Below are 12,358 nucleotides of genomic sequence, written 5' to 3'. Positions count from 1 at the left end.
TTTCTTTAAAGGAAGTCGAAGTTTTTTATTAACGGGATTCAGCAGTTTGGAGAAAAATCTATGGAAAAGCGCTCAAGCCGCTTCTGGGAAATTGATTGTCTGCGGGGTTTAGCCGTAATTTTAATGCTTGCATATCACTTTCTCTATGACCTCGATTTTTTCGGGCTTGCCGACGTTGAGTTAAGGTCCGGCACTTTTTACTATATGGGCAGAGGTGCAGCTTTCCTTTTTATCCTGATATCCGGAACTGCCCTTTCTATCAGCCGTTCAAGAGCTCTTGAGAGCAAACCTTCAGGAAAAAATACGGAAAATTTTTCGAAGTACCTTAAAAGAGGGCTGAGACTTTTTTCGATGGGACTTATAATTACAGTGATAACCCGAATTTTCTTTCCCGGGCAATATATTCTCTTTGGTATCCTCCATTTTTTCGGAGTATCGGCAGTGCTTGCCTATCCGTTCCTGAAATATGGAAAAGAAAACCTGTTCTTTGGCCTGTTTTTCGTGCTTGTTGGACTATACCTCAAAGACAGGACCTTCGGGTTTTCTGCTCTTCTCTGGCTCGGCTTAAGGCCTGAAGGCTTTGTAACCCTTGACTATTTTCCTATATTTCCCTGGTTTGGAGTACTGCTTACAGGAATTTTCCTGGGGAACTCCATGTATAAAGGCGGAAACCGACAGTATAAGGCCCCTGAGGCCGACAAATTCTTGCTTCAGAAACCCTTTTCCTGGATAGGAAAACACTCCCTGTCCATATATTTCATCCATCAGCCTCTTTTCCTCGGACTTTTGCTTCTGAGCGGGCTCCTTAGTCCGGATATGCTGTGAAACTTTCCAGAACAAAAATAAATATCTTCGAGCAAACTTACTAAGATTCGCGAGAAAACCGCTTGAACATTCTAATAAGTCAGTAGGCATTGATGTTGGTATTCTCTCCTTTGCTACATTATCAAACGGAACTTGCGTTCCTAACACCTAGATTCTACGTTCAAGAAGAAAAAGAACTGGCGAGAGCTAATAAGAGATTATCAAAAGCGGAAAAAGGAACTCCTGAAAGAAAGAAATGCCTTAAAACTTTACGTAGAGTCTATGAAAAGATTTCTAACAAAAGAGAAGATTTTGTTCAAAAACTCAGTAAAAATCTTGTAGATAATTACGATATAATCTGTTTTGAAGATTGTGGAATGCTGGTAGAAAAAGATCTGTCAGAAAGAATTCATAATTGCCCTTTCTGCGGCTTGTCTATTGACCGTGATCTTAATGCTTCTATTAATATTCTCAGACTGGGATTGCAGTCTGTTCGTAAAACCGATAGATATCCCTCATTAAAATGAGGGGAGCAGTCACCTAATTTTATATACTATTTAGAGTACATGATGTTTGCATGTATTATGGTTACTAACAATATCCATCCGTAATCCTACATACCGATAATAATATTACTCACAGATAATATTATTACCCATATCGCAATATTGAAAAATCTTATTGTGAGGCTATTTTGCTTTTGCTCCTGAAAATTCGTCAATTTTATTAATCCGATTATACTATCCGATTATGGGGAAAAATTCCTGGAATAAACCTGTATAGGAGCAGAAAGTGCAGAGACCAAAAAAGAATGGAGAAAAGAATGTATCTGGAAATTGCAATGCTTGCCTATTTCGTAGTTCTTTTCCTGACAATTCGGGATATCCGGATTTTTAAAAGGACAGGCTATTTTTCCTACAGGAAGGGCGCCCTCAAGGGGCTTGCAGCTTCTTCCCTGATCCTGTTAGGAGCAATTAGTGTTGAGGCAAAACCGGAAATTGGTCTGCTCATTGTTTTACTCGGACTTACTGTCAACCGTAAAGGGGCAAGAGAGCCTGTTTTCACGAGTGCGGGAACACTTGACCGCTTTCTGGGAAAAACTGACTATGTAAAAAACAGCAGGTCGAGAAAAAACAGCAAAAAAGCAGAACCCAGCAGAAATAAAGGATAAAAAGGAACAGGTAGAATTAGAGGGCAGGGGTTAAGAGAAATTTACGGAAGGAAAAACGTCCAGAGAAAAAGCAGGAGCGTTTCCCAAAAAGATTTTTTCACCCCAAAACTTATAAATCTCAAGTTACCTATTAGTCGACAAAATCAGTATAGTCAAATTTTTGTATCCAGTTTCCGCTAATTCATTAACCGGAGATAGAAGAAAACCCAAATGATGGAACTGCTTCTTTTTCCAACTTCGCATTAACCAGAATTCACAGGGAAACATGGTTGGACAAACCGCAAAAACTTGAATAACTGGAATAAAAAATAAAAAACCAAGAGGAGATACGATGGGAAATATAAGAGAGACAAACATCAAAAGAACAGCATTCAGCCTGCTTGAAAACTACGGAGACGTTTTTACAAAGGACTTTGAGACCAACAAAGCACTTGTGACAAAGTATACAACCATTGAGAGCAAAATAATCAGAAACAGGGTTGCAGGCTACGTCACAAGAAAAGTTGCACGCATGAAAGTCTACTGATAAATTTGCTGAATAGATAAAGAACTTATTTCCGGGAAACAGGCAGGGATATCTATATGTTTGAAGGAGCAATGCCTGCCCTGATCACTCCTTTTACAAAAGATGACAGGATTGATGGGGAAGGTCTACAGAGAAACATAGCGTTTGTTGAAGAGGGAGGGGTCTCAGGAATTGTGCCCTGCGGCACAACCGGAGAATCGGCGACCCTTTCCGCAGTGGAACATGAAGAAGTAATTGACATTTCAGTGGAATGCGCAAAAGTTCCTGTGATTGCAGGAACAGGTTCAAACAACACAGGAGAAGCCCTCCAGTTCACAAAACACGCCGCAGATGCGGGTGTTGACGGCGTACTTCTTATCTCTCCCTATTACAATAAGCCCAATCCTGCAGGGCTTCTTGCCCATTTCAAGAAAATTGCAGAAGCAGTAGATATCCCTATGATCCTCTACAATGTCCCATCCCGGACAGGGCAGGATATGCCTGTAGATGTGATTACCAAACTTGCAAAGGTAGAAAACATCGTGGGAATCAAGGAAGCCAGCGGGAACGCTGCTAAAGTTTCTCAGATCCTTGAGAATACTATAGATGATGACTTTGTAGTTCTCTCAGGCGAGGACGGACTGACTCTTCCGATTATCTCCATGGGAGGCAGGGGAGTCATTTCAGTTGCTGCAAATATTGTACCTGACAAAATGTCGGGAATGGTTAATGCAGCCCTTAAAGGAGACTACGAGACTGCAAGAAAGATCCATTTCGAGATAGCTCCGCTGATCCGCGCCCTTTTCCTTGAGACAAACCCGATTCCTGTTAAGAAAGCTGCAGAGCTTGCCGGGCTTGCAAGCGGACACCTGAGGCTTCCACTCGCTCCTATTAGTGATGCCAATCAGACAAAGCTTGTAGCTGAGCTCAGGAAACTGGGGGTAATTGAATGATCAACGCAGCAGTACTCGGAGCCTGTGGCAGGATGGGGTCCTTAATCATAGAAAACATCACCTGTTCCGCAAATATGCAGCTTGTTGCCGCTTTTGATATAGGCAATGTCGGAAAGGATGCAGGGGAATTTGCCCATGTGGGCAACCTGGGAATCCAGATTTCAGATGTCAAAGATCTGGAAACAGTCCTGAAAAAGACTCAGGCTGATGTCCTTATTGATTTTACTGCAGCCGGTGCAACCGTTATAAACGCGCCTATTGCAGCAAGATGCGGAGTAAACCTTATAATAGGTACTACAGGCCTTACTCCAGAACAGCGGGCAGTAATTGATGGAGCTATCCGAGAAAACGAGGTACGTGCAGTCATATCACCTAACTACTCCGTAGGCGTTAACGTCTTTTTCAAGATAGTGAGGGAAGCTGCAAAGTATCTTGCAGATTACGATGTTGAAATTATAGAAGCTCACCACAACCAGAAAAAAGATGCCCCAAGCGGGACTGCTCTTCGTGCAGCTGATGTAATCAGTGAAGCTCTGGGCGGCAAAGAGTACGTATACGGAAGAGAAGGGATTGCTCCCCGCGGAAAAGAAATCGGCATTCATGCAGTGCGCGGAGGAGACATAACCGGAGACCACACCGTACTCTTTGTAGGAAATTCCGAAAGAGTCGAAGTTCGGCACATGGCTCATTCCCGCCAGATCTTTGCCAAAGGTGCAGTCCGTGCAGCCGAATGGGTCTGCGGGCAGAACCCTGGGATCTATGCTATGGATGATGTGCTCGGCTTGTAAGGCATGATTTGAAATAATTATTTGTAAAGGTTGGCCTTTGAAACTATTCAATCAGCCTTTACTCTCAATCTATTATATTTTGTGCTGTTTTTTACATTATTTTTTGTACCTTTATTCCTCTATTCTTCGGCAAATTTCGGATTATCAGAACTTAGTGTGTCTTTTTGAGAGACTACTTACAACAACTTTAGCGAAAATTATAAATTATATTAAGTAGGAAATAGGATGGTGCTTGCTTGCATGTATCCGGCCCCTGAAGTCTGAAACACCATATCATCCCACAACACAGACACGGTTACCTGCAAGCAGTTCCCATATAAGACCACCATCCAGGGGATGCAGGACCCTAAAAACAGAAAGTAAAAATAAACTCATGTGAACCAGAAGGAGTCCTGCAAAACCCGAAAAAATTTATTTTTTGCTGAAAACAAACCTAAATGGATCTTAGACAGTTACTTCTTCACTGAGAAGAGGCTGGCCTTCTGCATAATCATCATAAAGTTCTATTCAACAGTATTTTAGGGCTGACACCTGTATTATAAGTTTCTTAAATCTGTTAAATCTAATTTTAGTTTCAGGTATTTATTTGAAACCGGATCTTAAGGCTGAAGGATTATGTCTGCGGAATAGATATAAAACGCGTTCGTCTCCATTTTACCCTCGAGACCCTTATAAAGTCGGCTTCGAGCAAAGAATCAAGGTGGTACTGGAGAGTATTTAGCCTCAGGCCAAGCCTTACAGAGAGTTCGCTTGCAGAGAGGTAGTTTTCCTCAAGGGCTTCAAGTACCCTTATCGAGGTCTCACTGAAAAGGAGTCGGGTAAGCTTTTTGGACTCACCGGAAAAAGGAAGGACAAGCACCTTCTTACCTGTCTACATGCACATTTTTCATCAGCTATTTACAGCCCCTTCTCTTTCGTGACAGCGATACAAATCACCTTCATCTTCCAGTTCACTTGCAGCAAGAGCCTCTTCAGGACAGGTAGCCCATCTCACTTCGGGATTTATCTCTGCCAGATCAGCCTGACTTTTTCCATTGGGCCTCCCGTCCTTATCGAAAGCCTCTACTATAGGGGTTTCTTCGGAACCTGAGGGAAAGGACTTATTACTTCCGGAGGGTGAACCCTCCGTGCGGCCAGCACGTTCCTTTTTTACCAGGAACAGGAATCCGGCTGCTGATGAGAATAGGAGCAACAGGAGCAGACCAATCAGGTGTTTCAGCATAAGAGGAACGCTATTAAATACAGAGTCTGGATAGCTGTATTCCGATGCAAAAACCGCATTTATATTCAGGAGTACGAATACTGCAATCAAGATCAGGAGTATTGAGGCGTTGATTGCGGAATTAAGAACTCTCCTGAGCATAGAGTTTCGCCCGTAGGCAAGGATTCCCCCGAGCAGCAGCAGAACCAGGGAAAGACTGAGGCTTGAAAGCACGGAATCCCTTACAAACTGAACTCTTGCAAACGCCTTGGCCTCTTTCCAGGATTTGATTTTCTGGGCCGAAAGAGGGAAACCCACTGTGTCCTCATAGTATATTGCATCAAACATTAACGAATCATAATTTCCCTGGAAATTTCGCTGATTGGGAAGCATTTCCTTTTCATAGAGCTCATTTGCAAGGCTGATCTCTTCAGGAGTCAGCTCATTAAGGCTTATCCTGGCCGCAGAATCAAGGGTAGAGTCAAATGCGGGATGCATAAGGGTGAATACAGCCGGAATAAAGAGAAGAAACCCCAGTATCAGGAAGGAGTAGCAAAAAATCGGGTTTAAGGACTTCCGACCGGCTTTCAGGACCGAGGTCCCGCGAGCTCGAATAATTGAAAACAAGCTGCCTATTTTCCATTTTACACTGCGGAGTCCAGCCTTTCCGTTCCTCTCTACAGCACGGATTCCGGAGCTTTCTCCCGTAAGGCTTGTTTTTGCAAAACTGAAAAACTTGTTCTTTTTTTCAGCGAGCATCAGGGTCCCTGTTTTCAGGCCGTCCAGGGCATACAGGATGCCCCTTTTTACAGCAACCAGGGAACTGAAAATAAGTAAACCAAGTGAGTCCCAGAACTGTTTAAAGGCGCATCCCAGTTGAACTCCATCTTCCTCTCCGGAGAAATTGTCCCAGGAACTGCTTTTTTCCTTCTCGCCGTTTCCAAGCATGGGAAGAATCATTTCTACGTCCTCCTTTCCTTTTTCGGAGAGCCTGTAACGTTTCAGCTCGTCCTGTTCCACAAGGTAATCGAGTTTCTTAAGATGGAAGCTGAGCTGCCCGGTTTTACAGCCTGTAAGCTGCATAAGGTGCGTGAATGTGAGGCTGTCATCATAGAGCTTTTTTATGATTGTGGCCCTGATGGGATTTGAAAGGATTTTCAATAACTGTTCTTCGGAATCATTGTCCATATTTTCACTATCCCTGTTTACTGAATAAAGATATGGTCCAGGATCTCCTCAATCCAGGATTTATCCCGTATTTTCCGGAGGCGGATTGTATTGTTATAGATGCGATTTTCGGTAGAATCTTTGCTCACAAGAAGCCCTTTTTCACATTCAAAGAGCCGGTTGTCATGTACGGTATTTTTGCTGCTGGCGTCTTCGAGGGAAATTCCATGCATATCTGCCCATACATCGTTCCGGACAATGGTATTCCCGACAGAGTTTTCCAGGCTTATCCCGTACTGGAAATTATTATTGACACTGTTATTATCAAGCTGATTTTCCTCCGCTTTTAGCAGGTAAAAGCCTGCCTGGATGCTGAAGGCAGCGGTATTGGATTCTATTGTATTTCCCCTGCTTTCCTCTATCCTGAATCCTGAGGAAAAGTCCTCGGCCCGGTTTTCAAAGAGCCGGTTCTCGTCCGAACCTTTAAGATAAATTCCGTTATTTCCTCCTTCCATGCTATTGGCCCTGAGATGGTTTCTTTTTGAGTTTTCGATTACGAAAGCATCGGTGTTTGAGTCAAGGAGATTACTTTCCAAAACGCAGTCCGTGCAGTTCCGTAGAAAAATCCCGCATTCCATACCCGAGACCCTGTTTTTTGAAAGTGTGCAGTTTCGGGTTTCCCGCAGGAGAAGACCTGCCTCAGGCCTCTCTCCCCAATCGGGTTTTACCACAAAACCCCGGACCATTACATTGTCAGCACTTATTTCAAGAGCAGGGACATCCGGTTCGGCAGGAATAAGGATTACATTATCAAACACCATGGTTTGGAAAATTACAAATTCCCCGGAATTACCACCCGGTACAGGGTTTTCATATTCGGCAGCCCTATCGTCAACTTCCTCTTGCCCGAAATTTGTACCCTTTAAATCTACCTCTCTGATCCTCTGAAAAAAATCCCGGTACGCCGTACTTACTCCCTGAATCCTGTTCAAAGTGCTGTTTTCATCTTCTGTCAGGTACAATTTGACAGTTGAAGGGAGATAGGTCCTGTTTTCAGACTCTCTGTCGGAGGAAATAAGATAAGAGTAAACAACCCTGTCTCTTCTAACAAAACCGATGGGGCATTTTCTCCTGATTTCCCGAACCGATTCTTCGAGTACGAGCTTTTCTGATTCCGAAAAGGGGCCGTTTTCGATCTCCCCGAGCAGGTCTATCTGCCCGGAAGCGTCAAGAATAAGCAGCAGGGGAGCAGAACTTGCTTCTTTAATTGAGGGGGAAATGTACATTAAGGTTTCATACTCGGGGTCAAAGCCAAATTCTTCCTTGATTTTATCGGCCTCTGCCACCACTTTGCTGGCCTCTGAAATATCAAAATCCCCAGCCTCCGGGAATTCGGAGGGAACAGCCCTGTCTTCTGCAATCAGCATCAGACGTTTGTCCACAGCCACATTTTCATTGTATTCCCCTGCATATACGAAAATTGTGTCTCCCTCTTCTGCCAGGTCCACTGCAGCCTGGATACTGCGGGAATCGGCCCAACCCTGCGCATCCACAGTAACCGTTTTTGCAAAGGCAGATCCTGCGGATACAGGCAGCAGGAAGCAGAGAGCCAGAATGCAACATGCAAGAGTACGGGGTCTGGCTTTCAAAAACCAGAAGACCAGCATGAAGAGGGTCGGTATGCTACAGACAATAGTACGGAGGTCCTTCCATTCATCTTGTGTGTATTCTAAAGTCCTTTTCATGAAAGTTCATCTCCAAGCAGTTTCTCACACTCATTCACATCTGTCTGCAGACTTCAAGCCAGAGGGAGACTGAAGTAGCCCGCCTATTGGGCAATTTCCTCTTGGATGGCATTGATGATATAGATTTTTGACAAAAATTCCAAAAAAAAGACCTTTACTTGTTGGAAATATTTTTCCAATTTCATTTGGAAACACTCGCTTGTGTGTGTTTTTAGAATATGCAAAGGGGAACTCACAATTATTGGAGATTTGTTAATTAATCCGTAAACTGCTAAAAGTGTGTTTTTCAGGAATTAACTTATAACAATATGAATTGCCCCAATTTCAAACCCTGGAATATGGAATCTGAAAGGTTTGGCATAGTAGATTTCCTTTCCTTCTGAAAGCTCGTACTTTTTGTCGAGTACTGAATTGTTTTTCGAATCATTCCAGCTCTACAGTGTCACCCTTACTGACAGCTTTGGTTGGGAGGATGACTCAGGAAGCCCGTTAAATCTTAGATTTAGCGGGTAGTTCACCTTGACCTTGAAAATGACCTGAAACTCAAAATATCACACATTTTCAAACATAATTCCGGAACTCAGGTTTTCAACTCTGTCTGCAACAATAATATCTCCCTGTATTCCGAGTTTTTTCCCCCGATACCATTTACCGCTAATGCTAAGTTTATCGTCTTTTGAAACAAAACAGAGTCCATGATAAAGAACTAGTGTTGTTCCACTCTCGTATGCTATGGAAAATATGCTCTCGTACTTAGAAAACACACCTCCAAACGTGATTATGAAAGGCACACCGATGAAGAAAGATGGCCTTTCATAAACTCTGGAATCACCCAGACATGTGGATTCAACACCAAAGGATTCGGATTTTTCATCTCCTCTGTAATAGGATGAGCTCAAAGGATCTGTAATACTCGGCAAAAGAAGTAGCATACCTGCAATCAGAATAATTATTCCCGCAGCTATAATACCCAAGAGGAGCTGGCCCATGAAATATAAATAAAAAAATAGGGAGATCACAATAAATACTAAAATTATCAATTTAACAAGAGAATTTGATCCTTTAGTCAAAACTCAACCTCTTTATATCCATGTCAATTTTATTTAATTTACTGTCAATAGTCTCCGTCGACGCAAAAGTTCCTTGCGTATTTTTCAGGAACGTGCCAAGGATTTCTTCCTTACAGCTATTCCTGCAACCCGGCATAAGAACTATAATTTTTTCAACTGGCCTGTAAACCTTTATTTTTCTGCCTTTCTGGCTCCATTTTACCTCTGAGACCCGGATCATATCTATCTCTATAAGGGAATCAAGATTATATTTGAGTGTATTCAGGCCTAAACCAAGCTCTTCTGCAAGTTCGCCTGCTGACATGTCTTTTTTCCCCAGAAGCTGCAGAATTTTTATTGAATTTACATTGGAGAGAGCCTGCACTAATTTTCTGGAATTTTCTGAAAGAAATAGTACCTCTAAATCCTTTTTTTCATTGTCTTCTTTCTGCATATCGGGCCTCATTTGTCTCCAATTTTAAGAAATTTTTATCTATGCATATTATTTATTTATATATTTTTCATTAGATATTCTTACCTGGAAACTAAGTCTAACGTTTTTCAATATATCTTTTATGGCCAGATCATCGAACAAGCTTGCAGAATCTCAAAAATTCCACCAGAGAAACAAAGATTGCCAGGAAAAAGAACTTAAAAAGTTCAGACCGTAGAAAGCTATATATAGTCAACATAGAAATGTTTACTTATGTTCCTTCCGGAAGGTGAAAAACAGTTTGAATTCTGGGTTCTGCGTCGAAACGGGCTCCCGAATATCAATATCGCAAAGCATTTCGGAGTCTCCAGGCAGGCAGTCTCAAGAGCCCTACTAAGTATGGATAAGCGCATCGAAGAGATCCTGCTTGGGATGGCCAGGGCAAACCGGATAGAAGTAGAAAAGCTGGACTCAAAGAAAGGAATTCTCTTCGGAAAATCAATCCCTTTCAAAGCTAACGCAATAATCTTCGTTTCGGCAAAACACGGGATGCAGGTCTGGTACGAACATGAAGGAGAATGTGGGTCCTGCGACCGGTACAGGGAATGTATCGAACTCCTCTGGGACTTTGCAGAGGAAATGCAGCTCAAACTCAAGAGTACGGAAGACCCTACAAAGATTGCGGACGAATTGTTTGGAAAATTGAAAGAATTGGTGGAACAGGCCTGACTTAAGGCAGATGAAATTGAAGGAAGGGTAAAAGATGGACGTATTCGTAAAGAGTATAAGGAAACTGATGGGATGGTGTCCGAATGCAAAAATTATTAAAGCCGGATCTCAGGTTAGCTCTGCAAATTTTGAAGCATATGATCGATCCGAGGGGGAAAAAGCCGATCGATCCAGAGGAGAAAAAACCGGAAACACTCTTAGCCATATGAAAAGAATAGGATTGTTACTTACAAGTATAGGTGCTTTTATTTCGGCATTGACACTCGTCCTGGAAATACAAGTAGTCTCAACCAGTAATGAAATCCTGATATCACGACTCATGATAGGAATAGGGGCTCTCTTATTTTTAATTGGTATCACCCTCTACATCAGGTCTTAAGCAACAACTATGAGTGAGCAATAGCTATGAGGCACAGGTTTTGTGATGAGCTAAAAAGTGTTTGTTCGCAATCCCAGCAGAGAGATAAGCAGCGAATGGGGGAAAAGCGATGAATGTATTAGTTAAAAGCGTAAGAAAACTGATGGGTTGGTGCCCCTATGCAAAAACACTTGAAACCCGACATTCCACCTACCCTGAATATCTGGAAGCTGAGAACCAATCCCGGGGAAGAGATGGCGGAAACACCCCTCTTTTACCTTCTGGTTGGTGGAACAGACGCCGTAATAGATCATTAATAGAGTCCTCTGTGCTTACTATCTTTTCCGTATATTGGGTTGCATTCCAGAGAGAATCTCTTCAAAATGAAGCTTTTATGCCGGGGTTAATTTTCGGAATTTTTTTTAACCTGCTCTTTTGTATCTGGAACTGGTCATATCTGGACGACATAAAGAACTCAAGCAGAAAAATAAAAATTATAACCGTACCGTCGAAATTGAGAGTTATAAATCTAATAATATTCCTGGCATTACTGTATCTCTTATTTTCACAATTTAACTGGGGATTCGTCTTGTTTTTAATCTCTGCTTTTTGTTTGATAGCTTTGCTGTACTACTTTAAGCTTGATTTATCTCCCCTAGTGTTGCTTCTTTACTTCGGTTCACGAATCATGGCAGTTATGGGATTTATGTTTGGCACTTGTTTGACAGCTTTTCTGTATTACCTTACGGATGTATACTGGGAGAAGAAAAATCATATGAAGATTTATATAAAATTTGAAAATAGCCTCGAAAAGATATATGCTATTGGGGAAAAGGAGGGGAAATTGTGGACCTGAACACTAAATACATTAAAAGGCTGATGGGATGGTGTCCGAATGCAAAAACACTTAAAACCAGGCATTCCATCTGCCCTGAATATTTGGAAGCTGAGAACCAATCCAGGGGAAAAGATGCAGGAAATTCTCCGATTTCATCTCCCGACTGGTGGAACAAACGTCATAATAGGCTATTAATAATGTCCTCCATGCTTACTATCTTTTCCATATATTGGATTGGATTCCAGGTAGAATCTTTCAGAAATGAAGCTTTTATACCGGGGTTAATTATCGGAATTATTTTTAACCCGCTTCTTTGCATCTGGAACTGGCATTTCCTGAATAAATTAAAGAATTCCAACAAAAAGGTTCAGACGAAAAATAAATCGATAACTATGGCTGGAATACTGGGCCTGACATTACTACTTATAAAATCCTCATCACTTGGATGGGAATTCGTTTTAACGTTCAGTTTGACTTGTGCCTCCGGCTTTTGTTTGACAGCTTTTCTGTATTATCTTATGGATGTATACTGGGAAAAGAAAAATGAAAAAATCGTTATTCTGGAAGGGTATTACACACCAGAGATCTACGTTATAAATGCAGGAGCGGAGTAATGG

General features: G+C 42.1%; 15 protein-coding genes. 10 read left to right on the top strand and 5 right to left on the bottom strand.

Translation table 11 applies throughout. The features are described 5' to 3' along the window. Positions 1-60: 60 nt before the first annotated feature. The 6 genes from MSHOH_RS00770 to dapB all read left to right on the top strand — a co-directional run bounded on the left by MSHOH_RS00770 (position 61) and on the right by dapB (position 4,221). Positions 61-825, top strand: a complete 765-nt coding sequence (locus MSHOH_RS00770; RefSeq protein WP_048136711.1) for a heparan-alpha-glucosaminide N-acetyltransferase — start codon at positions 61-63, stop codon at positions 823-825. A 92-nt stretch (positions 826-917) separates the two neighbouring features. After that, positions 918-1,331 carry an RNA-guided endonuclease InsQ/TnpB family protein gene (locus MSHOH_RS00765; protein WP_052730648.1) on the top strand — a complete coding sequence of 138 codons (414 nt, stop codon included), beginning with the start codon at positions 918-920 and terminating at the stop codon, positions 1,329-1,331. Positions 1,332-1,627: 296 nt separating this feature from the next. After that, positions 1,628-1,975, top strand: a complete 348-nt coding sequence (locus tag MSHOH_RS00760) for a hypothetical protein (RefSeq protein ID WP_048142957.1) — start codon at positions 1,628-1,630, stop codon at positions 1,973-1,975. A gap of 331 nt (positions 1,976-2,306) precedes the next feature. Further along, the gene (locus tag MSHOH_RS00755; protein WP_011024348.1) at positions 2,307-2,501 is read left to right on the top strand and encodes a 30S ribosomal protein S17e; all 195 of its coding nucleotides are present in this window, start codon (positions 2,307-2,309) and stop codon (positions 2,499-2,501) included. Positions 2,502-2,557: 56 nt separating this feature from the next. Next, complete coding sequence (gene dapA / locus MSHOH_RS00750) at positions 2,558-3,433, top strand: 4-hydroxy-tetrahydrodipicolinate synthase (protein WP_048136710.1); 876 nt, start codon at positions 2,558-2,560, stop codon at positions 3,431-3,433. Continuing rightward, positions 3,430-4,221: a 4-hydroxy-tetrahydrodipicolinate reductase gene (gene dapB / locus MSHOH_RS00745; RefSeq protein ID WP_048136709.1), complete on the top strand. Its 792-nt coding sequence runs from the start codon at positions 3,430-3,432 to the stop codon at positions 4,219-4,221. Before dapA ends, dapB begins: the two co-directional genes overlap by 4 nt. Positions 4,222-4,834: 613 nt before the next feature. Here the strand turns inward: dapB and MSHOH_RS00740 are convergent. The 5 genes from MSHOH_RS00740 to MSHOH_RS00720 all read right to left on the bottom strand — a co-directional run bounded on the left by MSHOH_RS00740 (position 4,835) and on the right by MSHOH_RS00720 (position 9,837). Then, positions 4,835-5,080, bottom strand: a complete 246-nt coding sequence (locus MSHOH_RS00740) for a winged helix-turn-helix domain-containing protein (RefSeq protein WP_052730647.1) — start codon at positions 5,078-5,080, stop codon at positions 4,835-4,837. Between the two features lie 30 nt (positions 5,081-5,110). Next, on the bottom strand, positions 5,111-6,610 hold the full coding sequence (locus MSHOH_RS00735; protein WP_048136708.1) for an ArsR/SmtB family transcription factor: 1,500 nt from the start codon (positions 6,608-6,610) through the stop codon (positions 5,111-5,113). 17 nt (positions 6,611-6,627) lie between these two features. Further along, positions 6,628-8,334 (bottom strand): NosD domain-containing protein, encoded by a 1,707-nt coding sequence (locus tag MSHOH_RS00730; RefSeq protein WP_048136707.1) that lies wholly within the window; start codon positions 8,332-8,334, stop codon positions 6,628-6,630. A gap of 551 nt (positions 8,335-8,885) precedes the next feature. Then, the gene (locus tag MSHOH_RS00725) at positions 8,886-9,404 is read right to left on the bottom strand and encodes a hypothetical protein (RefSeq protein ID WP_239451123.1); all 519 of its coding nucleotides are present in this window, start codon (positions 9,402-9,404) and stop codon (positions 8,886-8,888) included. Further along, positions 9,397-9,837, bottom strand: a complete 441-nt coding sequence (locus MSHOH_RS00720) for an ArsR/SmtB family transcription factor (protein WP_082089184.1) — start codon at positions 9,835-9,837, stop codon at positions 9,397-9,399. The genes MSHOH_RS00725 and MSHOH_RS00720 overlap by 8 nt, the downstream gene beginning before the upstream one ends. A 252-nt stretch (positions 9,838-10,089) precedes the next feature. On the opposite strand from MSHOH_RS00720, the gene MSHOH_RS00715 reads away from it, so the two are divergent. The 4 genes from MSHOH_RS00715 (at position 10,090) to MSHOH_RS00700 (ending at position 12,355) form a co-directional block, all read left to right on the top strand. Further along, positions 10,090-10,545 (top strand): hypothetical protein, encoded by a 456-nt coding sequence (locus MSHOH_RS00715; protein WP_048136706.1) that lies wholly within the window; start codon positions 10,090-10,092, stop codon positions 10,543-10,545. A 34-nt stretch (positions 10,546-10,579) separates the two neighbouring features. Then, on the top strand, positions 10,580-10,924 hold the full coding sequence (locus tag MSHOH_RS00710; protein ID WP_048136705.1) for a DUF1673 family protein: 345 nt from the start codon (positions 10,580-10,582) through the stop codon (positions 10,922-10,924). Positions 10,925-11,033: 109 nt separating this feature from the next. Continuing rightward, entirely contained in the window at positions 11,034-11,759 is a 726-nt protein-coding gene (locus MSHOH_RS00705; RefSeq protein WP_048136704.1) for a DUF1673 domain-containing protein, read from the top strand. After that, complete coding sequence (locus MSHOH_RS00700) at positions 11,750-12,355, top strand: DUF1673 domain-containing protein (protein WP_048136703.1); 606 nt, start codon at positions 11,750-11,752, stop codon at positions 12,353-12,355. The genes MSHOH_RS00705 and MSHOH_RS00700 overlap by 10 nt, the downstream gene beginning before the upstream one ends. Positions 12,356-12,358 lie beyond the last annotated feature (3 nt).

The organism is Methanosarcina horonobensis HB-1 = JCM 15518, assembly GCF_000970285.1.
Taxonomy (GTDB): Archaea; Halobacteriota; Methanosarcinia; order Methanosarcinales; family Methanosarcinaceae; genus Methanosarcina; species Methanosarcina horonobensis.
The sequence above is the reverse complement of the archived record's forward strand: the minus strand, read 5'-3'. Positions and strand labels throughout refer to the sequence as shown.

What these genes read in the sequence shown, in the direction of transcription:
- MSHOH_RS00770 (WP_048136711.1), top strand. Translation starts at nt 61, where the DNA reads ATGGAAAAGCGCTCAAGCCGCTTCTGGGAAATTGATTGTCTGCGGGGT.
- MSHOH_RS00765 (WP_052730648.1), top strand. Translation starts at nt 918, where the DNA reads ATGTTGGTATTCTCTCCTTTGCTACATTATCAAACGGAACTTGCGTTC.
- MSHOH_RS00760 (WP_048142957.1), top strand. Translation starts at nt 1,628, where the DNA reads ATGTATCTGGAAATTGCAATGCTTGCCTATTTCGTAGTTCTTTTCCTG.
- MSHOH_RS00755 (WP_011024348.1), top strand. Translation starts at nt 2,307, where the DNA reads ATGGGAAATATAAGAGAGACAAACATCAAAAGAACAGCATTCAGCCTG.
- dapA (WP_048136710.1), top strand. Translation starts at nt 2,558, where the DNA reads ATGTTTGAAGGAGCAATGCCTGCCCTGATCACTCCTTTTACAAAAGAT.
- dapB (WP_048136709.1), top strand. Translation starts at nt 3,430, where the DNA reads ATGATCAACGCAGCAGTACTCGGAGCCTGTGGCAGGATGGGGTCCTTA.
- MSHOH_RS00735 (WP_048136708.1), bottom strand. Translation starts at nt 6,610, where the DNA reads ATGGACAATGATTCCGAAGAACAGTTATTGAAAATCCTTTCAAATCCC.
- MSHOH_RS00730 (WP_048136707.1), bottom strand. Translation starts at nt 8,334, where the DNA reads ATGAAAAGGACTTTAGAATACACACAAGATGAATGGAAGGACCTCCGT.
- MSHOH_RS00720 (WP_082089184.1), bottom strand. Translation starts at nt 9,837, where the DNA reads ATGCAGAAAGAAGACAATGAAAAAAAGGATTTAGAGGTACTATTTCTT.
- MSHOH_RS00715 (WP_048136706.1), top strand. Translation starts at nt 10,090, where the DNA reads ATGTTCCTTCCGGAAGGTGAAAAACAGTTTGAATTCTGGGTTCTGCGT.
- MSHOH_RS00710 (WP_048136705.1), top strand. Translation starts at nt 10,580, where the DNA reads ATGGACGTATTCGTAAAGAGTATAAGGAAACTGATGGGATGGTGTCCG.
- MSHOH_RS00705 (WP_048136704.1), top strand. Translation starts at nt 11,034, where the DNA reads ATGAATGTATTAGTTAAAAGCGTAAGAAAACTGATGGGTTGGTGCCCC.